Below are 19,704 nucleotides of genomic sequence, written 5' to 3'. Positions count from 1 at the left end.
CAAAAACAAAAAACCCGCCGAAGCGGGTTTTTTGCAGCAACATTAACGCTTGCTGAACTGCTTGCGACGACGTGCCTTGCGGAAGCCGACCTTCTTACGTTCGACTTCACGGGCATCGCGGGTCACAAAGCCAGCTTGCGACAGTGCGGGCTTCAGGGTCGCGTCGTAGTCGATCAGGGCACGCGTGATGCCGTGACGGACTGCGCCGGCCTGGCCGGTTTCACCGCCGCCGTGGACGTTGACTTTGATGTCGAACGATTCCAGGTGGCCGGTCAATTCCAGCGGCTGGCGCACGATCATGCGACCAGTTTCGCGGGCGAAGAAATCGTCAACGGGCTTGCCGTTGACAACGATCTTACCCGTGCCCTTCTTGATGAAAACGCGAGCCACCGAAGTTTTGCGACGGCCGGTTCCGTAATTCCAGTTACCGATCATGGCGTTTCCTTAGATATCCAGCGTCTTGGGCTGCTGGGCGGTGTGCGGGTGCTCGGCACCAGCATAGACCTTCAGCTTCTTGATCATGGCGTAGCCCAGAGGACCCTTGGGCAGCATGCCCTTGACGGCCTTCTGAATGGCGCGACCGGGAAAACGCTCTTGCATTTTCTCGAAGTTCGTTTCGCGGATACCGCCCGGGTACGTGGTGTGGCGGAAGTACTTCTTGTCCTTCGCCTTGGTACCGGTAACGACGATATCGGAAGCGTTGATGATGACGATGTAATCGCCCGTATCAACGTGCGGCGTGAATTCAGGTTTGTGCTTGCCACGCAGACGACGTGCGACTTCGCTGGCCACACGACCGAGGACTTTGCCCTTGGCGTCGATCACAAACCAGTCACGTTGGACTTCATGCGGCTTGGCCACAAAGGTCTTCATGATGGTTCCTAAGAATAAAAAGTTCTTGCTGGCCAGAACATCTAGCCAGTGTTCTTTCCCCAACTAGACCCGAAATTCCAGGTAAACCCTTGAAGGAAAACCTTGAAGTTTCAAGCCCTTATCGACGTCCCGCCTAAGCGTTATTACCCGCCCGTGCAATGGTCAAAATGAGGGAAAGCCTGAAATTCTAACACGGTTGCTCAAAAAATGGGCAAGCGGAAAGACGTCAGGCGGTGGCTGGCCGCAAGCCATGTTGCAGCCAGCGCACATGCGATTCGGGGACAAAACCCCCGAGGCAAGGGCGCGCTCAGGCGCCCAGATACGCTTCCAGCACCCGCGGGTGGCCCAGCAGTTCGCGGCCCGTGCCCGTCAGCGCCATGGCGCCGTTTTCCAGCACATAGCCGCTTTGCGCGATCTTCAGCGCCTGGCGCACGTTCTGCTCCACCAGGAAAAGCGTCAGGCCGTCGGCGTTGATGGCGCGCAAGGAACGGAAAATTTCCTGCACGACGATCGGGGCCAAGCCCATCGACGGCTCGTCCAGCAGCAGCAGGCGCGGCTTGGCCATCAAGGCCCGGCCGATGGCCAGCATCTGCTGTTCGCCGCCGGACAGGTTGCCGGCGATACCCGTGACCCGCTCTTTCAGGCGCGGGAACAGGTTGAACACGTATTCCAGATCGGAACCCACGTTCTTCAGGCCACGGCGGTAAGCGCCGAGTTCCAGGTTTTCCAGCACCGTCATCGTGGTGAGGATGGCCCGGCCTTCCGGCACCTGCACGATGCCACGCGCCACCAGCTGGTGGGGCGCCAGGTTGGTGATGTCTTCGCCTTCGAACAGAATGCGGCCGCGCGCCTTGGGCAGCAGGCCCGACAGCGCCAGCAGCGTGGTCGATTTGCCGGCGCCGTTGGCGCCGACAAGGGCAGTGATTTCTTTGGCGTTCAGGTCCAGGTCGATGCCGCGAACGGCTTCGATATGGCCGTAGTTGACCTCGAGTCCGCGGACTTCCAGCATCGCGCTCATCGTGCAGCCTCCGCTTGTTCGGTGTCTTCGTCGTCTTCGCGGCCCAGATAGGCTTCGATGACTTGCTCGTTGTTGCGGATCTCGTCGGGACCGCCGCAAGCGATGATCTTGCCGAAGTTCAGCACCGCGATGCGTTCGCACAGGCCCATGACGAAGCGCATGTCGTGTTCGATCATCAGGATGGTGTAGCCGCGATCGCGGATCGCCAGGATCTCGCGCATGAGTTCGGCGCGTTCGCCGGTGTTCATGCCTGCGACCGGCTCGTCCAGCAGCAGCAGCTTGGGCTCGGTGGCCAGCGCGCGCGCCAGCTCCAGGCGGCGCTGTTCGCCGTAGGACAGGTTATCGGCCAGGTCATTGGCCTTGTGATCCAGACGCATCCACGTCAGCAGTTCGTGCGCGCGTTCGCGGGCGCGCTTTTCGTGCTCGCGGTAACCCGGCAGACCCAGCAGCAGGCTGGGGAAACCGTAGTTCATGTGGCGATAAGCGCCCACCACCACGTTTTCCAGCAACGTCATCTCTTTGAAGAGACGGATGTTCTGGAACGTGCGGGCGATGCCCATGCGCGTGATGCTGTGCGGCTTCTTGGCCAGCACACTTTCGCCGTTGAACGTAATGGTGCCGCCGCTGGGCGGCAACAGGCCGGTGATCAGGTTGAACACCGTGGTCTTGCCGGCGCCGTTGGGGCCGATGAGACCGAAGATAGAACCTTCGGGCACGGACAGGCTGACGTCATGCAGCACATGCAGGCCGCCAAAGCTCTTGGAGACGGATGAAAGTTCAAGCATGGCGCTTGCCTCCCTGGCCGCCTTGGCCTTGACGCATCCAGCGCTTGAAGCGCGCCGGGTCCCAGATGCCTTGCGGCAGGAACAACACAATCACCACCAAAATCACTCCATTGGCGACCAGGCGCAAATCCGCAAAGCCGCGCAGCAGTTCGGGCAGGATCGTAATGATGAAGCTGCCGAGCACGGGGCCCGCCAGGCCGCCGATACCGCCCAGGATGGCCATGGTCAAAATTTCAACGCCACGGTCGAAACCGTATTCATTGGGACCGATGAAGAAGGTCAGGTGCGCGTTCAAGGCGCCCGCCAAACCCGCAATCATCGCGCCGGCCACAAACGCCAGCATCTTGTTGGCTCGCACGTCGATGCCCATCAGCCCAGCCGCCGTTTCGTCGCCACGGATGGCGTCAAACGATCGGCCGATCTTGGACGCACGAACGCGCCACAACACGAACAGCACAATGACGACCGCCAGCACCACATGCCACCACTGCGTCAGTTGCGGAATGCCGTTCAAGCCCAGCGCGCCGCCGGTGATCGATTCGGTGTTCAGGATGGTCACGCGCACCACTTCGCCGAAGCCCAGCGTGGCCATGGCCAGATAGACCCCTGACAATCGCAAAGTCGGCAAGCCGATCAGCGCCGCCACCAGCGCGGGCGCAGCCATGCCCCCGGCAAGCGCGACCGTGAACGGGGCGTCGTAGTTCATGGTGAGCAGCGCGGCGGTGTACGCCCCGATGCCCATGAAGGCGGCGTTGGCCATGGCCAGCATGCCGCAGGCCAGGGTCAGCCAGATGGAGAGGGCCAGCAAGGCGTTGGTGCCCAGCGTGAGCACCAGGTTGCCGTAGATGGCCCAGAAGTTTTCGAATCCGCTCATTCTTTAAGCCTTGCGTTGAACCACTTTGCCGAACAGACCTTGCGGGCGCACCAGCAGGATCAGGAACAGCAGGCCGAAAGCCACCGCGTCGCGCATGGTGGAGCCGATGTAAGCCACCGACAGCACCTCGGCGAAGCCCAGGAAGAGACCGCCCAGCATGGCGCCACGGATGTCGCCCATGCCCCCCAGGATGATGACCGCGATGCCCTTGTGCAGCATCGGCTGGCCCATCAGCGGGAACAGCGCATTCGAGTACAGCCCGATCAGTACGCCCGCCACACCACCCAGCGCAGCGGCGGCGAACGAGGTCGTGACGAACAGCTTCTCGACGTTGATGCCCAGCAGCCAGGCCGCCTTGGGCGATTCGGCGATGGCGCGCAGCGCGCGGCCAAATTGGGTGCGGCGCATGACGTACATCAGCACGGCCATCAGCGCGAACGACAGGAAGATGATGCCCAGTTCGATCACGGTGAGGTGCAGGCCGGCGACTTCGATGACTTCCTCAGGCACGGTGCCGTGCGGAAAGCGCAGGTTGCTGGCGCCGAAGATGCTCTGGGCGCCGTTGTTCAGGATGATGCCCACGCCAATCGTGGCGATCATGGGGATCAAGTGGGGCGCGTTGCGCTTGCGCAGCGGCTTGAGCACCAGGTAGTCAATGATGACGCCGGTGAAACCTGCCACGAAGAACGCGACCATCAGCGCCGCCCACAGGGGCAGGCCGAATTGCTGAACGACGAACAGTGCCGCGTAGGCGCCAACCATGAAGACGGCGCCGTGCGCCAGGTTGATCACCCCGAGCACGCCGAAGATCAGCGTGAAGCCCAGCGCGAACAGTGCATACACACAGCCCAGCGACAAGGCATTGACGAATTGTTGTTCGAACATGATGGGACTTTCCAAATCAAAAGCGCCTTGCGAACGGCGGCGGCGCCGTCCGCAAGGCGCATCCCCCCGCGCGGGGATGTGTACTGCTTACTTCTCGATGACGTACTTGCCGTCCTTGGTCACGCTGACGATCGGCGCCTGGTCGGCGTCGTAGCCGGCGGGCTTGCCAGCGCGGTCGTTGGCTTGACGGAACTTGAACGCGCCAGTTGCGCCCGTCCAGGTGACGGACGGCAGGGCGTCGCGCAGGGCTGCACGGTCCTTGGGCAGATCGCCGGAGATCTTGGTGTTCTTCAGCGCCTGGGCCACGATGTACATGGCGTCATACGACTGCGCGGCGAACTGGTCGGGCGAACCGTTGAACTTGGCCTTGTAGGCGTCGATGAACTTGACGTTCTCGGGGGCCTTGTTCTCGATCGACCACGGGCTGCCGATCCACAGATTGTTCGATGCGCCGCCAGGGGCCAGGTCGAAAATCTTGACCGAGTTCATGCCGTTGCCGCCGATGACCGGCACGTTCAGGCCCAGTTGGCGGGCCTGCACCATGATCGGGGCGCCTTCGGCCAGCAGTGCGGACAGCACGATGGCGTCGGGGTTGGTGCCCTTGATCTTGGTCAGCTGGGCCTTGAAGTCCACGTCGCCCTTGGCGAACGTTTCGGTCGTGGTGACCGGAATCTTCTGGTCTTCCAGGGCCTTCTTGAAGTTGTCGTAGCCGCTCTTGGTGAAGACGTCGTCGTTACCGTAGAGCACCGCCACGTTCTTCAGGCCGGTCTTGGCCTTGACGGTGGAGATGGTGGCCGGCAGCACGTCGGCTTCGGTGACCGAGTTGCGGAACACGTAGTTGCCGATGGACGTGATGCCGTCGGCGGTGTTGGACGTGCCAAAGGCGACCGTCTTGGCGGCTTGGGCGATCGGGTCGGCGGCTTGGGCCGAGTTCGACAGCGTGGGGCCGAAGACCATCAGGACGTTGTCCTTGAAGATCAGTTTCTTGAAGACGTTGATGGCTTCTTCTTTCTTGCCTTGTTCGTCCTCGACCACCAGCACGAGCTTGTTGCCATTGATACCGCCCGCGGCATTGATTTCATCAGCGGCAAGCTGGAAACCATTGCGGATCGAGACGCCGTACTGAGCGGCGCCGCCGGACAGGGCTTCCGCCACACCCAGCTTGATGTCAGCCGCGTGCGCAGCCGGGACGATACCGGCGGCGATCAGCGCGGCCAGCAGCTTCTTGGTCTTGGATTGCATGGTTGATACCACCCTAAAGTCTGTCTCGGAATATTGGTAATCCGGGCTGGTGTAATTCCGCCGGATTGACGTCTTATGCCGCCTAAAGGCGCCATGTTTGCGCGTCAAGACCCGGGATATTACTCCTTTGTATCAGGCCGAAACTCGAATGTGGTTCGAGAAAAGCCCAAAAACCGCCCATTTTTTTGTAAAAAACGCGGTATTACTAGCAAAAACCCTACTCCCCGCCGAATGCCATTCGGCCTGCGGCGGACCTCCTTGCTACCTGCCCGACAGCGCCACGCCCAGGTACTGGCCGTAAGCGCTTTCGGTCAGGCGGAACCACGGCATCTCGCTGTCGCGAAAGCCCATGCAACTGTCGTGTATCGCCTTGAACTTTGGGTCTTTGGCGGCCAAATCCTTGTAGACCTGCTGGGTGGTTTCGAACGCCACGTCCATGATGGCGCGCGGAAATGTGCGAATTTGCGCGCCATTTGCCGTCAATTGCGCCAACGCGGCCGGGTTGCGCGCGTCGTAGCGCGCGGTCAGTGACACGTGCGCCGCCAGCGACGCCGCCTGCACCACCGCCTGGTAGTGCTTGGGCAACTTGTTCCAGGCTTCGTCATTGATGTAGAGCGACAACTGTTCGCCCGCCGCCCACCAGCCGGGTGCGTAGTAATACTTAGCTACTTTATTCAGGCCGCGCTTTTCGTCGTCGTAGGCCCCTGCCCCGGCCACGGCTTGCAGACCGTCTTTCTCGAACGCTTCCGCCAAGGGCTTGGCGGGGTCCGCCGGCTGGGGTGACACGCCCATGCGCGCCAGCACTTCAGCCGCCAGCCCGTCCACCCGCATCTTCAGGTCTTTCAAGTCGCCCAGCCGCTTGATTTCTTTCGTGTACCAGCCGCCCATCTGCGCGCCGGTGTTGCCCAGCGGGAAGTTGATGATCTTCTCGGGTTTGAAGAGTTCGCGGGTCAGGCGCAGGCCATCGCCTTCGCTCATCCAGGCGTTCATCTGGCGCGCGTTCAGGCCGAAGGGCACAACGGCGTCAAAGCTGAAAGCGGGATTCTTGGCGTAGAACAGCCGCGATGAACCGTGGCCGCATTCCACCTTGTTGGTGGAGACGGCTTCAAGCAGGTCAGCGGCGGCGGCGATTTCGCCTTCGGGGAAATGGCGGATGTTGAACTTGCCGCCCGTGGCTTCAGAGACGAATTTGCAGAAGTGTTCGCCCGCGCCGATGCGCAAATCCAGTGCGGCGGGAAACGCAGAGGCCAGGCGCCAGCTCAACGACGGCATATCCTGCGCGAACGCGGGCGCGCTGACGGCCGCCCCCGTTGCGACGGCGCCGAGTCCGGCGTGCTTCAAGAATGAACGTCGTTGCATCTCTTGGCTCCTCACCAGCAACCTCAAGGGCATCGAGCACCTTAAGGACTTCGAGCAATACCCGCCGGATATTACACGTTGATGGGGGTCGGAATCGCTAGAGGAATTCCCCAGCGGGTCAGGAATTGCAAAGCCAAAGGCGTAGCGGGAATGCGGCGGCGGCCGATGGCCAGCGCCGCGCCCGGTGCGGGATCAGGTCCCGGCGATGGCCATTTGCTCGATCAGGATCGAGCCGGTGGTCTTCGTGCCGCGCGAGATGGTGTCGGCGCCAATTCCCACGATCTGCTGGAACATGTCAGCCAGATTGCCGGCGATGGTGACTTCCTGCACCGCGTGCTGGATCTTGCCGTTTTCCACCCAGTAGCCGAATGCGCCACGCGAGTAATCGCCGGTGACGTAATTGACACCCTGGCCAATCAGTTCGGTGACGAGAAAGCCCGTGCCCATCTTCTTCAGCATGGCTTCGAAGTCGTCGCCGCGTTGGGTCAGCGTGGAGCTGAACACCAGGTTGTGCGAACCGCCCGCGTTGCCGGTGGTCGTCATGCCGAGCTTGCGCGCGGTATAGGACGACAGGAAGTAGCCTTCCAGCACGCCGGCCGACACCACGTTGCGGCGGCGCGTGCGCACGCCTTCATCGTCGAACGGCGAGCTGCCCATCCCGCCCGCGATGTGCGGGTCTTCGGTCAGGTTGATGTGCTTGGGGAAGATCGGCTTGCCCAGAGAATCGATCAGGAAGCTGGCCTTGCGATACAAAGCGCCGCCATTGACGGCTTGCGTCAGCGCGCCGACCAAGCCTAGCGCCAGCGGCGCTTCGAACAGCACCGGGAACTTGCCGGTGCGGATGCGGCGGGCCGACAGGCGCGACAGCGTGCGTTCGGCGGCGTAGTGGCCGATGGCCTCGGGCGAGGCCAGCTTGGCCGGGTCGCGTTCCGACGTGTACCAGTAGTCGCGCTGCATACCGTTGCCGCGGCCGGCGATGGGGGCCACGGACAGGCTGTGGCGCGAATACGGGTAGCCGCCCAGAAAGCCACGGGTGTTGCCCATGACGAACTGGCCTTCATAGGTGCCCACGGTGGCGCCATCGGTGTTGGTGATGCGGGGGTCCACGTCGCGGGCGGCGCGCTCGGCGCGCAACGCGAGTTCGGCGGCTTCCTCGGTGGACACCGTCCAGGCGTGGTGCAGGTCCAGGTCGGGGAATTCGGTGGCCAGTTGATCGGCGTCGGGCAGGCCGGCGGCCGGGTCAGCGGCGGTGTGGCGCGCGATGTGCCAGGCGGCTTCAACCGTTTGGCGCAGGGCGGCTTCGGAAAAGTCGGAGGTCGAGGCGGAGCCGCGGCTCTGGCCGGCGTAGACCGTCAGGTCCAGCGAGCGATCGCGCGTCTGCTCAACGGTTTCGATGTCGTTCTTACGCACGGAGACCGACAGCCCCAGGCTTTCCGAGACTTCCGCCGCCGCGTCCGAGGCGCCAATTTGGCGCGCGTAGGCGAGGGTTTGTTCGACGAGTTCGGAAAAACGCGCGTGATTCGCCGCCAGCGGCAGGGAGGAGGAGGATTTAACCATTGCTGTCCAATTTGCAGAGACGGTTATCATAGCCAAGTCTGTCATTGCGCAGTTTTCCATGAATTCCCATACTGAAGAAGAATCCGTCGACGACGGTTACGACGAGAACGGCTACGACCGTCCCAGCAAGTCCCAGATCAAGCGTGACATGCACGCGTTGCTGGACCTGGGCAAGCAGCTGATCGAACTGTCCCCCGAACGCCTCAAGCAATTGCCGCTGGCCGAACGCCTCTATGAGGCAATCCGCATGGCGCAGCGCACGACCGGCCGCGAAGGCCGCCGCCGTCAGGTGCACTTTGTGGGCAAGCTGATGCGCGATGCGCCTGCCGACGAGATCCGCGCCCAGCTCGACGTCTGGGAAAACGGCTCGCGCGAAGAAACCGCCGCCATGCACCGGCTGGAATCGCTGCGCGACCGCCTGCTGGACGACGACGACCTGCTGACCAAGCTGCTGGCGAATAATCCGCAAGCCGATGCGCAGCAATTGCGCACGCTGATTCGCGCCGCGCGTAAGGAAAAGCTGGGCAACGCCTCGCTGCTGCAAGGCCAGGAGCCGCAAAAGAAGCACTACCGCGCGCTGTTCCAGGCCTTGAAGACCCTGACGCTCTGATCCCCCTTTCCTGAAATTACCGCCGGCCGTCCATGAACGCACCTACCGACCTGCTCGATTGCATCGAGATCGAAACCGCCCCCAACCCCACGCACGCCGTCATCTGGCTGCATGGCTTGGGCGCCGATGGCAACGACTTCGCGCCCATTGTGCCGGAGCTGGACCTGCCCGCAGGCTTGGGCGTGCGCTTCGTGTTCCCGAACGCGCCCGTGCAGCGCGTGACGATCAACAACGGCATGTCGATGCGTTCCTGGTACGACATCCTGGTGATGGACCTGGTGCGCGTGGAAGACGCCAAGGGCATCCGCGCATCCGAAGCCGCCATCCACAAGCTGATTGCGCGTGAAAACGCGCGTGGCATCCCCACGTCGAACATCGTGCTGGCGGGCTTCTCGCAAGGCAGCGCAATGACCTTGCACACGGGCCTGCGCTTGCCGGAAAAGCTGGCGGGGATGATGGCGCTGTCGGGCTATCTGCCGCTGGTGGATACGGCCGAAGCCGAGCGCAATAGCGCCAACAACGCCACCCCGATCTTCATGGCCCACGGCCAGTACGATCCGGTGGTGTCGCTGGCGCGCGCCGAGGCGTCGCTGGCGGAGTTGAAGCGTCTGGGTTACGACGTGCGCTGGCACACGTACCCGATGCCGCATTCGGTGTGCGCCGAAGAAGTGCGCGACATCTCTGCGTTTTTGAATGGCGTGTTGAAGTGATATTGGTTGGTTGATGTGGGTAGCGCGCGGTGACTTGCCACGCGCCAACCCCATCCTTCCAACCCCTTTCAACGCACTCTTTCTGCCCTGCCGCTGCAAGCTCCCCCGCGCGGCCAAAACCCATTTCTGTATACCAAGTGGTATTCAAGCCCTGAATTTTCCGGGCTGCGTTGGCGCTCGTCCATAGAGAAAAACGCCAATCGCAAAATGCTTGCCGCCCATTTGTGTTGAATATAGTATTCGATCCATGCCTTATCGGCCCGGGCAGCAGGCGTTCGGGCTTCCCTGTTGTTGTTGTCGATTCCATCCCTTTGGCCTTGCTGCGCCGGGTTTCGGCGTGCCATACAAGACGCAGGAGAAAGTCCCGTGAAATCCTTGCCACTGCCCCGCTTGGCGGGCGTAGCGCTGCTTGCGCTGCTTGCTCCGCTGGCCGCCCAGGCCGAAGCCCTGAATCCCCCCGTGAAGGTCCGCTACGAAGAAGTCGTGCGTTCCGTTCTTTACGTGCCGAAATACGTGGCCCTGTCGCAGGGCTACTTCAAGGACGCCGGGCTGGACGTGTCCATGAAAACGTCCCAAGGCACCGACAAGGGCATGACCGCCCTGCTGTCGGGCAGCGCCGACATCGTGCTGATCGGCCCCGAGGCGTCCATCTATGTGCAGAACAGCGAATCGCCCGTCAAGCCGAAGATCTTTGCCGGGCTGACCGCAACCGACGGCTTCTTCCTGCTGGCGCGCAAACCCATCGACAAGTTTGACTGGTCCATGCTCAAGGGCAAGGAAGTCATCGGCTTTCGCCCCGGGTCCAACCCGATCGTGTTCCTGGAAACCGCGCTGCGCAAGCACGGCCTGGACCCGCAAAAAGACGTCAAGCTGCTGAACAACATCGGCATTCCAGCGCGCGCCGGCGCGTGGATGGCCGGCCAGGGTGAATACGGCATCTTCCTGGAACCCGAAGCCGGTGAACTGGTGCGCAACGGCAAAGGCTACATCGTGGCCTCGGTGGGCCATGAAGTCGGCCAGGTGGACTACACCGTCTTCACCGCCACCGACAAATACATTCGCGACAACCCCAAGGTGATTCAGGCCTGGACCGATGTGGTGGCCCGCGCCGAGAAATACGTGAAAGACACGCCGGCCGCCACGCTTGCCCCGCAGATCATGACCTTCTTTCCCGGCATGGACCAGGGCGCGGTCACGGAAGCCATCGACCGCTACAAGCAATATCAAATCTGGAAGACGTCGCCGCTGGTCACCGCCGAAGCCATGAACAAGCTGCAAGACATGCTGATCGCCAGCGCCGTCATGAAGGACTCCGCCCGCGTGAAGTATGAAGACGTGGTGGTGGCTGATTTCGCGAAGAAGGTGCAGTAATGGGCGCCGCCATCCATAACCTGAAGCCGGCCGCCGCCACGGCGAAGATCGAGCTGCGCGACGTGTGCCTGTCGTACTTCACAACCGAAGGCGAAACCGAGGCGCTGTCGAACGTGTCGTTCACGCTGGCGGCGGGCGAATTCGTCAGCCTGATCGGCCAAAGCGGCTGTGGCAAGAGCACCTTGCTGTCGCTGATTGCGGGGCTGATTCCGCCTACGTCAGGCGCGGTGATGATCGACGGCCAGGGCGTGTCAAAACCTAACCCGCGCATCGGCTACATGTTGCAGCAGGATTATCTTTTCGAATGGCGCACCATCCTGGACAACGTGATGCTGGGCGCCGAAATCCAGGGCCGGCGCGATGCGCGCAGCGAGGCGCGCGCCGTGCACCTGCTGGAAAAATGCGGGTTGGGCGCCTTCCTGACGCACACGCCGCGCCAGTTGTCGGGCGGCATGCGGCAGCGCGCGGCGCTGGCGCGCACGCTGGTGACCGAGCCCGATGTGATTCTGCTGGACGAGCCCTTCTCGGCGCTGGATTCGCAGACGCGGCTGGCGATCTCGGATGAAGTGGTGGACATTCTGCGCCGCGAAGGCAAGACCGTGGTGCTGGTCACGCACGACATCGGCGAAGCCATCGCCATGACCGACCGCGTCATTGTGCTGTCGCGCCGGCCGGGGCGGCTGAAAAGCCAGTACCGCATCCACTATGGCGACGGCCCGCGGCCCACGCCCTTTCAGGCGCGCTCGCGTCCGGAATTCAATACCTACTTCAAACAGCTGTGGGACGAGCTGGACGTCCACGTGGAGGGTTGACCCATGAATGCGCCCATCGCCAACACCGTTCCCTTGCGCGCCGTGCGCGCGCCCAGTGAAAAATACCTGGACTATCTGCGCCGCGACCGTGCGCGCAAACGCAACATCCGCTTGTCGCAGGCGCTGCTGCTGGTGGTCTTTCTATGCGCGTGGGAAATCCTGCCGCGCATGCACATCCTGAACCCGCTGCTAACCAGCTACCCCAGCGCGCTGTGGCCCACTTTCATCGAACTGTGGAATAACGGCAACCTGGCCAAGCACATCATGACGACGCTGTCGGCCACGCTGGTCGGCTTCACGCTGAGCATGGCGATCGGCATCGTGGTGGCGGCCGCGTTGTGGTGGTCGGACTTTCTGTACAAGGTGCTGGACCCCTTCCTGGTGGTCGCCAACGCCATGCCCAAGATCGCCTTCGTGCCGATTTTCTACCTGTGGCTGGGTTCGGACTACGCGGTGTACGGCATGGCGGTCGCCATCGCGGTGTTCGTCACGATCATGGTGGTGTACGCGGGCTTTCGGGGTATCGACCTGAACAAGGTGAAACTTGCCCACACCTTTGGCGCCAGCCGCTGGCAGGTGCTGACCAAAGTGGTGCTGCCCGGCAGCGTGCCTACGCTGATTGCGGCGGTGAAGATGAACATTGGCCTGGCGCTGGTGGGCGTGATCGTGGGCGAATTCCAGTCGGCGGATTCCGGCCTGGGCTTTTTGATTATGAACGGCAGCCAGGTGTTCAAGCTGAACATCGTCATGACGGCCATCGCCATGCTGGCGCTGATCTCCAGCGTGATGTACCTGATCATCTACCGCATCGAAGCCGCCGTGGCGCGGCGCTACGGATAAGGAACCGACATGCAATTTCCGCAATGGGTACAAGACCGCGTGGTGGCCCGGCAGGGCTGCCTGCATCCGTACGATGAACTGCCCGCGGCTCGCACGGCGGTGGTCGTGGTGGACATGCAGCAGTACTTCACGCTGCCGGGCTACCAGGGGGAATGCGCGCCGGCCCGCGAGATCATTGCGCCGGTGAACCGCCTGTGCGATGCCGTGCGCGCAGCCGGTGGCGTGGTCGTCTGGATACAGACGGCGTCGGACAACGCCGATGCGTTCTGGTCGCATCACCATGGCGTGATGCTGACGCCGGAGCGCAGCGCGCGCCGGCTGGAAACGCTGCGCCGCGATTCCCCGGGCTTTCAACTGCATCCCGACCTGCATGCGCAGGAATCCGACTTGCGTGTGGTGAAGCGCTTCTACAGCGCGATGGCGCCGGGCTCATCCGAGCTGGAACCGCTGCTGCGCGGGCTGGGCGTAGACACGCTGCTGATTGCCGGCACCGTCACCAACGTCTGCTGCGAATCCACCGCGCGCGATGCAATGATGCGCGACTTCCGCACCATCATGGTCGACGACGCGCTGGCCGCCGTCACCCCGGCCGAGCACGAGCATTCCCTGCACGGCTGGATGCTGTTCTTTGGCGACGTGCTGTCGGTGGATGAGGTTACGTCGCGACTGACGCCCGCCCAGGCGGCAAGGAAAACCGCCTAGCGCGGACGCGATCTGGCCTGGCCGTATCGCCGTGCTAGGCCAGATTCAACCAGACCCGGCGCATCGTCGGGTCTTCCGGATCGGCGTCGTTGGTGAAGCCCAGACGCGTCATCAGCGACAGCATGGGCCGGTTGGTCGACAGCACCAGGCCGTCGATATATTCCAGCCCCTGCTCGCGCGCCGCGTCGATCAGCGCCGTCATCAGCTGATGGCCCAAGCCGCGCCGCTGCCAGTCGTCGCCAATCACCAGCGCGTACTCGGCGCCACGCCCGTCGGGGTTACGCAGGTAGTGCGCAAACCCCACGATGACCTCGCGCGGATGCCCGCGGTTGGCCGGGTTGGGCACCTGCGTGGCCGCCACCAGCGCCAGCTCGCGGTGATAGTCCACCTGCGTGTAGCGCGACACCATGCGCGGCGTCAGCTCGCGCATCATCGACACGAAGCGCATGTAGCGCGACCGTTCCGACAAGCCACGAATGAATTCCTGCAAGGCCTCGCCGTCTTCAGGGCGAATCGGGCGCAGCACCCACGGGATGCCATCATTGAAGCGGCGCACCTGCACCAGACGCGTGGGGTACGGGTGGATCGCCATGTGCGGATAGCCCGACGTCTGCGGCGTTTCACAGCCCGGCGTTTCGGTCAGCGTCATGCGCAGGCCACCCGCGCGCAGATGCGCCTCACCCGCGTAGAGCGGGTCGATGTCCAGCGATTCGATGTCGGGCAATTCCGACACCATTTCCGACACCAGCACCATCGCCTGTTGCAGCGATTCGGCCGCCATGTGGCCGACGCGCGGCGCCAGCACGCGGCGCCACAGCCGGCTGCGTTCAATCAGCTGGCGGGCCAGGAAGCCATTAAGCGGCGGCAGGTCCATGCCGCGATCCGCCACGGATAGCACGGCATCGGGGCCACCCGCGCCAAAACGCACGACCGGCCCGAACTGCGGATCACGCCGCACGCGGATCGCCATGGGACGGGATTCGGGTTCCACCGACGCCACCTCCACCGGCATGTCGCGCAGCGGCACGTAGAACAGGCTCAGCAAGGTCCGGATTTCTGATGTGTTGAGCTCGCGCCGGCAGTCCGCGCGCACGCGTGCGATCAGCTCGCGGGCGGCGGCCAGGTCGGGCACATGCGTGGGCGGCTCTTGCGGCTGCGTCTGCAACAGCAGTTGCTGGTTGTAATGGTGCGAGGCCAACACGCCGAACGCATCCGCGGCGGACTCCGGCGTGCGAAACGCAGAGGTGCCCGCGTCGTCCAGCATGCGCCGCAAGGGCCGCATGCCGGCGTCGCCCATGAAGCAGCTGACGACGGGTTTCTTCGCCTTAGGCGCAATCTGCGCCAGTTCGCGCGCAACGGCCGGCATGTCAGACAGCGCATCGGGCGCCAGCAGCACCAGCACGCCGTCCACGCCGGTGTCATCCAATACGGCTTCAAGAATGGCGCGGATGCGTTCCGGCGTCAGCGGCGTATACGTGATGACCGGGTTGGCGACGGCGGCGTCCGGCTCCAGCATGGCTTCCAGCGCGCGCCGCGTGGCGGGCGCGAGTTCGGCGCGCTGCACGGCGGCGTCGGGGCCGATCAAGTCCATGGCCAATTGCGGCGGCCCGCTGCCGTTGGAGATCAGCGCCACGCGCTGGCCCTTGGGGCGCCGCGTGTAGCCCAGCACCTTCACCGCCGAGAACAGCTGCACGAAGTAACGCACGCGCACCGCGCCCGCGCGCCGCAACGCGGCGTCGAAGATGGCGTCGGCGCCGTCGGCGTCTGACCGTCCCGCCTTCAGCACAATGACGGGTTTGACGCTGGCCGCGGCGCGCAGCGTGCTCATGAATTCGCGCGCCGGGCCCACGTCTTCCAGATACAGCACGATGCTGTCGGTGCGCGGGTCGCTGGCCAGGTAGTCCAGCACTTTGGACAAGCCCACCACCGCCTCGTCGCCCAGCGACACCGCGGTAGAGAAGCCGATATGCACGTCTTCGGCCCAGTCCATGACCGCGGCCATGATGGAACGCGATTGCGCCAGCAAGGCCACGCGGCCCGCGCGCGCCAGCACCGGATGCTGGCTGAAGTTCAAGCCCGCATGCGGGCGCTGCGCGCCAAACGAGCGCGGCCCCAGCAGTTCGCAGCGGTTCTCTTCGGCCCAGGCGCGGCACAGCGCAAGCGTGCCTCGCGGATAGGGGTCGGGCAGCGGATGGGGCAGCAGGATGACCGATCTTGGCGCCAGCGCCGCCAGCCGGCGCAGCGTTTCCGGCAACACGGCGGGCGACACGCAAACCAGGGCCAGATCAGGCCGGGCGCCCGCCGCCAGGCCTTCCAATGTGGCAGGCAGCTCCGGCGCGACGCCGACTTCGCAGTCCACGATGGTGGTTTTCGCCTTCAACGCGGGCGATAGCGACCCCGTCGCCGGCAGAGGCCGGTCGGCAACGATCACCAGCGAGCTGGGTTCGAACATCGGGGCAAGCGCGTGTCGCAGCATAGGGGGTGCGCCCTAATCTAAAATACCGTTCATCGTAACAAGACAAGCCCGCCGTCCGCTTGATGTGGACCCTGCCCGACGCCGCTTTGTGGCGCCGCAGCCGCTATCATTGCCACCTATGACCTCCAACGCCACTTCCCCCATTCGTACCCGTTTCGCGCCTTCGCCCACGGGTTTCCTGCACTTGGGCGGCGCGCGCACCGCGCTGTTCTCCTGGGCCTTCGCGCGCCACCATCAAGGCACGTTCGTGTTGCGCATTGAAGACACGGACGTCGAACGCTCCACGCCGGAAGCGGTGCAGGCCATTCTGGACAGCATGGAATGGCTGGGCATGCAGCCCGACGAAGGCCCCTTCTATCAGATGCAGCGCATGGACCGCTACCGCGAAGTGGTTGCGCAGATGCTGGCCGCCGGCACCGCCTACCACTGCTACAGCTCGCCTGAAGAAGTGGAAGCCATGCGTGAAGCCGCCCGCGCCCGTGGCGACAAGCCGCGTTATGACGGCACCTGGCGCCCGGAAGCCGGCAAGACGCTGCCCGCCATCCCCGAAGGCCGCAAGCCCGTCGTGCGTTTCAAGAATCCGCAAGAAGGCGCCACGTCCTGGAACGACATGGTCAAGGGCACGATCAGCTTCGACAACACCGAACTTGACGACCTGATCATCGCGCGCCCGGACGGCACGCCCACGTACAACTTCTGCGTCGTGGTCGACGACTGGGACATGGGCATCACGCACGTTCTGCGCGGCGATGACCACGTCAACAACACCCCGCGCCAGATCAACATCCTGCGCGCGCTGGGCGCGACGCTGCCCGAATATGGCCACGTGCCGATGATTCTGGGCCCGGATGGCGAAAAGCTGTCCAAGCGCCACGGCGCGGTCAACGTCATGGAGTACGACAACGAGGGCTATCTGCCCGAGGCCATGATCAACTACCTGGCCCGCCTGGGCTGGAGCCACGGCGACGACGAACTCTTCTCGCGCGAACAGCTGGTGTCCTGGTTTGATACCAAGCACCTGTCGAAGTCGGCGTCGCAGTGGGACCCGAAGAAGCTGAACTGGGTCAACGCCCACTACATCAAGCAGATGGACAACGCCGAACTCGCGGAACGCGTGGCTCCCCGCGTGGCGAACCGTGGCGGTCATCCGGAAAAGATTGATCTGCCGGGCGTGATGGGCTTGTTGAAAGACCGCGCTGAAACGCTTGAGCAACTGGCCGACGGCGCGATGCTGTTCTGCGCCCCGTTCACGCCCGCCGCGCCGGAACTGATCGAGCAGCACCTGACCGCCCCGGCCCGCGAAGCGCTGGCCGATTTTGCCCAGCGCGCAGAAGGCACGGAGTGGACCCGCGAAGCGCTGTCGGCGCTGATCAAGGCAGTGCTGGCTGACCGCGGGTTGAAGATGCCGCAACTGGCCATTCCGCTGCGCGTGGCCGTCACCGGCCAAACGCAAACCCCGGCGGTTGACGCCGTGCTGGCCTTGCTGGGCAAACAGACGGTGCTGGCGCGCCTGGCGGCGATCTAAGATCCAAGCGCGCTCAAGCTCAAGCTCATAGCCCAAAGCCCATAGCCCATAGCCCGCGGGCCTTGTTCATCGATGGATGAACAAGGCCCGCGGTGTTTTTGGCGCGCATGCAAGGCGCCAGATTCTGCGTTCAGGCTTGCTGGATGGCCGCCCGCACCTTCAACGCCCGGGCAAAGAATGCGCCCAGCAGCGGCAGCAACACGGCAGACCCGCCAAACAACGCCGCCGCCCCAATCTCGTCCACCACCGCCCCCGCCAACGCCACGCCGGCCGCCTGCCCCATGAAAAGGCACGACGCGAACCAAGCCACGGCCGTGCCGCGCGCAGACGGCACCATCTGCGTGGCGTTCGTCTGCAAGGTTGCGTGCAGCAGGTAATAGCCAAAGCCCGCCAGCACGCTGGCAAGCAAGCTCCACATCCAGACCGGCCCCAGCAAGTACGACAGGAACGCCACGCTTAGCACCAGGCCACCCGCGATGGCCAGGCCGCGTTCACCCAGGCGCTTCAAGATGCGGCCGGCGACCACCGTGTAGATCAGGCCGCCCACGGCATACACGGCCACGAGCGCGCCGGCAGCCGTCAGTGAAATGTCGAACCGTTCGTGCAGGTATGACGGCGCGAACGCCAACGCGCCGAACACCAGCAGGCCTTCGGCAAACACCGTCGCCAGTACGATGCGCGCCCACGGCGTGCCAAGCACCAGCCGCGCCTGCGCAACAAAACCCTTCGTGGCCGCACCGGCTTCCACCCGGCCAAAGTCCGACACGCGCTGGCGCCGCACTTCGAAATGCAGCAACACGCCCACGGTCAGATAGCCCACGACCAGCGCGGCAAAGGCCCAGCGCCAGCCGATGGTGTCCGCGAACAGCCCGCCCGCCAATTGGCCGGCCGACATGCCCAGGATGGTGCCGGTCAGAAAGCGCGCCAAGGTCGCCTGGCGTCGTTCATACGGAACGTTGTCGCCGATCCAGGCCATGGACAGCGGCACGATGCCCGCCCCCGCCGCGCCCGACAGCGCGCGGCAGAACACCAGCACATCCAGGGATTCCGCCATGACAGCGCCCGCGCTGCCCAGCGCACACGCCACGGTCGCCACGCTGACGACCCGGAACTTGCCGTAGCGGTCGCCCACCGGCCCGAAGAACATTTGCAGCACGCCATAGGCCACCGCAAACGCCGTCACCGCGCGCGCAGCCTGGCCGGTGGTCGTGCCGAATTCCGCCGCCAGTTGCGGCAACATGGGATCGCAGATACGGAAGGCGCTGGCGCTGACGAAAGCAGCCAGGGCAAGCAGCGCAATGGCGCGTGCTTCTGAGGACATGGCGGGCATGGGGAACCGGCGGCGAGGAAAAAGTCGAAGCCCGCACCTTACCGCAGCCCAGCCATCTTGGTGTAGAGGCCGGGCGGAGTGTCCGCCCGGCGCAACGGTCAACGCATCGACGGGCCAACCGGCACACAGGTCAGCCGAGCGAATCGCCCGCCTGTCAGCCCGCGGTTAGCCTGCCTGCGAGTCAGCCTGCCTGCGAGTCAACCCGCCTGCGAGTCAACCCGCCTGTTAATAAGGCAACCGGTAACCCGAGGGCATGCGGCGCGCGGTCACGACCTGGCCGCCGCTTTTCAGTTCGCGCAGCGTCAGCTTGGCCTGCTCGACCTTTTCAACGCGGTAGCGATTTTTGTAGATGGGGTCGTTGGCGTCGACGGGCTCGCCGGCGGATTTCGTGGTCTGCATCGTATAGATGCCGTCCGCCACGGTCCAACAGCCGGTCTCGCGCAACGCGGGGCGCGTCTTGCGGCCAATCTTCAACAACGACTCGAAGGCCATCGTGCCATCGGCGGACAACACGGTCAGCGATTGCAAGTCACCGCTGACGTCGCGCGGCTTTGTGTTCGACAACCAGGTGCCGATCATGGGATCGCCGCTTTTGGCGGGCACGCAAGCCACCGGCTTGGGCGGTTCCGCGGGCTGGGCCTCGGTGATGACGGCGGGCTTTCTGGCGACGCAACCGGCCAGGATAAGAACGGCGCAGGCGATGCCGGCCGAACGCAAATACACACTGCTCATGAC

The 19,704-nt window shown here is 63.9% G+C and carries 19 protein-coding genes; 7 read left to right on the top strand and 12 right to left on the bottom strand.

Annotation, left to right across the window (positions count from 1 at the left end; translation table 11 throughout):
- Nucleotides 1–42: 42 nt before the first annotated feature.
- The 9 genes from rpsI to pmbA all read right to left on the bottom strand — a co-directional run bounded on the left by rpsI (nt 43) and on the right by pmbA (nt 8,593).
- Complete coding sequence (gene rpsI, locus ACFZAI_RS19280; protein ID WP_006217310.1) at nt 43–435, bottom strand: 30S ribosomal protein S9; 393 nt, start codon at nt 433–435, stop codon at nt 43–45.
- Between the two features lie 9 nt (nt 436–444).
- Entirely contained in the window at nt 445–873 is a 429-nt protein-coding gene (gene rplM, locus ACFZAI_RS19275) for a 50S ribosomal protein L13 (protein WP_006217309.1), read from the bottom strand.
- Between the two features lie 307 nt (nt 874–1,180).
- The gene (locus tag ACFZAI_RS19270) at nt 1,181–1,891 is read right to left on the bottom strand and encodes an ABC transporter ATP-binding protein (RefSeq protein WP_391568451.1); all 711 of its coding nucleotides are present in this window, start codon (nt 1,889–1,891) and stop codon (nt 1,181–1,183) included.
- Nucleotides 1,888–2,676 (bottom strand): ABC transporter ATP-binding protein, encoded by a 789-nt coding sequence (locus tag ACFZAI_RS19265; RefSeq protein ID WP_391568450.1) that lies wholly within the window; start codon nt 2,674–2,676, stop codon nt 1,888–1,890. The genes ACFZAI_RS19270 and ACFZAI_RS19265 overlap by 4 nt, the downstream gene beginning before the upstream one ends.
- Nucleotides 2,669–3,550: a branched-chain amino acid ABC transporter permease gene (locus ACFZAI_RS19260; RefSeq protein ID WP_391568449.1), complete on the bottom strand. Its 882-nt coding sequence runs from the start codon at nt 3,548–3,550 to the stop codon at nt 2,669–2,671. The genes ACFZAI_RS19265 and ACFZAI_RS19260 overlap by 8 nt, the downstream gene beginning before the upstream one ends.
- A 3-nt stretch (nt 3,551–3,553) precedes the next feature.
- Entirely contained in the window at nt 3,554–4,435 is an 882-nt protein-coding gene (locus ACFZAI_RS19255; protein ID WP_046806103.1) for a branched-chain amino acid ABC transporter permease, read from the bottom strand.
- An 87-nt stretch (nt 4,436–4,522) separates the two neighbouring features.
- Nucleotides 4,523–5,677, bottom strand: a complete 1,155-nt coding sequence (locus ACFZAI_RS19250) for an ABC transporter substrate-binding protein (protein WP_391568448.1) — start codon at nt 5,675–5,677, stop codon at nt 4,523–4,525.
- A gap of 261 nt (nt 5,678–5,938) precedes the next feature.
- Nucleotides 5,939–7,036, bottom strand: coding sequence for a TRAP transporter substrate-binding protein (locus tag ACFZAI_RS19245; protein ID WP_391568447.1), 1,098 nt, complete (start codon nt 7,034–7,036; stop codon nt 5,939–5,941).
- Nucleotides 7,037–7,228: 192 nt separating this feature from the next.
- Nucleotides 7,229–8,593 (bottom strand): metalloprotease PmbA, encoded by a 1,365-nt coding sequence (gene pmbA, locus ACFZAI_RS19240; RefSeq protein ID WP_391568446.1) that lies wholly within the window; start codon nt 8,591–8,593, stop codon nt 7,229–7,231.
- 58 nt (nt 8,594–8,651) lie between these two features.
- Here pmbA and yjgA point away from each other — a divergent pair, with 58 nt between their 5' ends.
- The 6 genes from yjgA to ACFZAI_RS19210 all read left to right on the top strand — a co-directional run bounded on the left by yjgA (nt 8,652) and on the right by ACFZAI_RS19210 (nt 13,638).
- Entirely contained in the window at nt 8,652–9,203 is a 552-nt protein-coding gene (yjgA, locus tag ACFZAI_RS19235; protein ID WP_391568445.1) for a ribosome biogenesis factor YjgA, read from the top strand.
- 32 nt (nt 9,204–9,235) lie between these two features.
- The gene (locus tag ACFZAI_RS19230) at nt 9,236–9,913 is read left to right on the top strand and encodes an alpha/beta hydrolase (RefSeq protein WP_391568444.1); all 678 of its coding nucleotides are present in this window, start codon (nt 9,236–9,238) and stop codon (nt 9,911–9,913) included.
- A gap of 366 nt (nt 9,914–10,279) precedes the next feature.
- Nucleotides 10,280–11,284, top strand: a complete 1,005-nt coding sequence (locus tag ACFZAI_RS19225; RefSeq protein WP_391568443.1) for an ABC transporter substrate-binding protein — start codon at nt 10,280–10,282, stop codon at nt 11,282–11,284.
- Nucleotides 11,284–12,096: an ABC transporter ATP-binding protein gene (locus ACFZAI_RS19220; RefSeq protein WP_391568442.1), complete on the top strand. Its 813-nt coding sequence runs from the start codon at nt 11,284–11,286 to the stop codon at nt 12,094–12,096. Before ACFZAI_RS19225 ends, ACFZAI_RS19220 begins: the two co-directional genes overlap by 1 nt.
- Nucleotides 12,097–12,099: 3 nt before the next feature.
- Nucleotides 12,100–12,936, top strand: a complete 837-nt coding sequence (locus ACFZAI_RS19215; protein ID WP_391568441.1) for an ABC transporter permease — start codon at nt 12,100–12,102, stop codon at nt 12,934–12,936.
- Between the two features lie 9 nt (nt 12,937–12,945).
- Nucleotides 12,946–13,638 carry an isochorismatase family cysteine hydrolase gene (locus ACFZAI_RS19210; protein WP_342067317.1) on the top strand — a complete coding sequence of 231 codons (693 nt, stop codon included), beginning with the start codon at nt 12,946–12,948 and terminating at the stop codon, nt 13,636–13,638.
- Between the two features lie 34 nt (nt 13,639–13,672).
- Here the strand turns inward: ACFZAI_RS19210 and ACFZAI_RS19205 are convergent, their stop codons facing one another.
- Nucleotides 13,673–16,114: a GNAT family N-acetyltransferase gene (locus ACFZAI_RS19205; protein ID WP_391568440.1), complete on the bottom strand. Its 2,442-nt coding sequence runs from the start codon at nt 16,112–16,114 to the stop codon at nt 13,673–13,675.
- Between the two features lie 118 nt (nt 16,115–16,232).
- Between ACFZAI_RS19205 and gltX the strand changes: the two genes are divergently transcribed.
- On the top strand, nt 16,233–17,639 hold the full coding sequence (gene gltX, locus ACFZAI_RS19200) for a glutamate--tRNA ligase (protein WP_391568439.1): 1,407 nt from the start codon (nt 16,233–16,235) through the stop codon (nt 17,637–17,639).
- Nucleotides 17,640–17,769: 130 nt separating this feature from the next.
- Here gltX and ACFZAI_RS19195 read toward each other — a convergent pair whose 3' ends face one another.
- Together ACFZAI_RS19195 and ACFZAI_RS19190 are read right to left on the bottom strand one after the other, a co-directional pair.
- Nucleotides 17,770–18,969: an MFS transporter gene (locus tag ACFZAI_RS19195; RefSeq protein WP_391568438.1), complete on the bottom strand. Its 1,200-nt coding sequence runs from the start codon at nt 18,967–18,969 to the stop codon at nt 17,770–17,772.
- A 225-nt stretch (nt 18,970–19,194) separates the two neighbouring features.
- Nucleotides 19,195–19,701, bottom strand: a complete 507-nt coding sequence (locus ACFZAI_RS19190) for a hypothetical protein (protein WP_391568437.1) — start codon at nt 19,699–19,701, stop codon at nt 19,195–19,197.
- Nucleotides 19,702–19,704 lie beyond the last annotated feature (3 nt).

It is taken from the genome of Achromobacter sp. NPDC008082 (assembly GCF_042957345.1).
Lineage (GTDB): Bacteria > Pseudomonadota > Gammaproteobacteria > Burkholderiales > Burkholderiaceae_B > Achromobacter > Achromobacter kerstersii_A.
The sequence above is the reverse complement of the archived record's forward strand: the minus strand, read 5'-3'. Positions and strand labels throughout refer to the sequence as shown.

Bases quoted from the DNA above. Each gene is read 5' to 3' on its own strand.
- rpsI (WP_006217310.1), bottom strand. From the start codon at position 435: ATGATCGGTAACTGGAATTACGGAACCGGCCGTCGCAAAACTTCGGTG.
- rplM (WP_006217309.1), bottom strand. From the start codon at position 873: ATGAAGACCTTTGTGGCCAAGCCGCATGAAGTCCAACGTGACTGGTTT.
- ACFZAI_RS19270 (WP_391568451.1), bottom strand. From the start codon at position 1,891: ATGAGCGCGATGCTGGAAGTCCGCGGACTCGAGGTCAACTACGGCCAT.
- ACFZAI_RS19265 (WP_391568450.1), bottom strand. From the start codon at position 2,676: ATGCTTGAACTTTCATCCGTCTCCAAGAGCTTTGGCGGCCTGCATGTG.
- ACFZAI_RS19260 (WP_391568449.1), bottom strand. From the start codon at position 3,550: ATGAGCGGATTCGAAAACTTCTGGGCCATCTACGGCAACCTGGTGCTC.
- ACFZAI_RS19255 (WP_046806103.1), bottom strand. From the start codon at position 4,435: ATGTTCGAACAACAATTCGTCAATGCCTTGTCGCTGGGCTGTGTGTAT.
- ACFZAI_RS19250 (WP_391568448.1), bottom strand. From the start codon at position 5,677: ATGCAATCCAAGACCAAGAAGCTGCTGGCCGCGCTGATCGCCGCCGGT.
- ACFZAI_RS19245 (WP_391568447.1), bottom strand. From the start codon at position 7,036: ATGCAACGACGTTCATTCTTGAAGCACGCCGGACTCGGCGCCGTCGCA.
- pmbA (WP_391568446.1), bottom strand. From the start codon at position 8,593: ATGGTTAAATCCTCCTCCTCCCTGCCGCTGGCGGCGAATCACGCGCGT.
- yjgA (WP_391568445.1), top strand. From the start codon at position 8,652: ATGAATTCCCATACTGAAGAAGAATCCGTCGACGACGGTTACGACGAG.
- ACFZAI_RS19230 (WP_391568444.1), top strand. From the start codon at position 9,236: ATGAACGCACCTACCGACCTGCTCGATTGCATCGAGATCGAAACCGCC.
- ACFZAI_RS19220 (WP_391568442.1), top strand. From the start codon at position 11,284: ATGGGCGCCGCCATCCATAACCTGAAGCCGGCCGCCGCCACGGCGAAG.
- ACFZAI_RS19215 (WP_391568441.1), top strand. From the start codon at position 12,100: ATGAATGCGCCCATCGCCAACACCGTTCCCTTGCGCGCCGTGCGCGCG.
- ACFZAI_RS19210 (WP_342067317.1), top strand. From the start codon at position 12,946: ATGCAATTTCCGCAATGGGTACAAGACCGCGTGGTGGCCCGGCAGGGC.
- ACFZAI_RS19205 (WP_391568440.1), bottom strand. From the start codon at position 16,114: ATGCTGCGACACGCGCTTGCCCCGATGTTCGAACCCAGCTCGCTGGTG.
- gltX (WP_391568439.1), top strand. From the start codon at position 16,233: ATGACCTCCAACGCCACTTCCCCCATTCGTACCCGTTTCGCGCCTTCG.
- ACFZAI_RS19195 (WP_391568438.1), bottom strand. From the start codon at position 18,969: ATGCCCGCCATGTCCTCAGAAGCACGCGCCATTGCGCTGCTTGCCCTG.
- ACFZAI_RS19190 (WP_391568437.1), bottom strand. From the start codon at position 19,701: ATGAGCAGTGTGTATTTGCGTTCGGCCGGCATCGCCTGCGCCGTTCTT.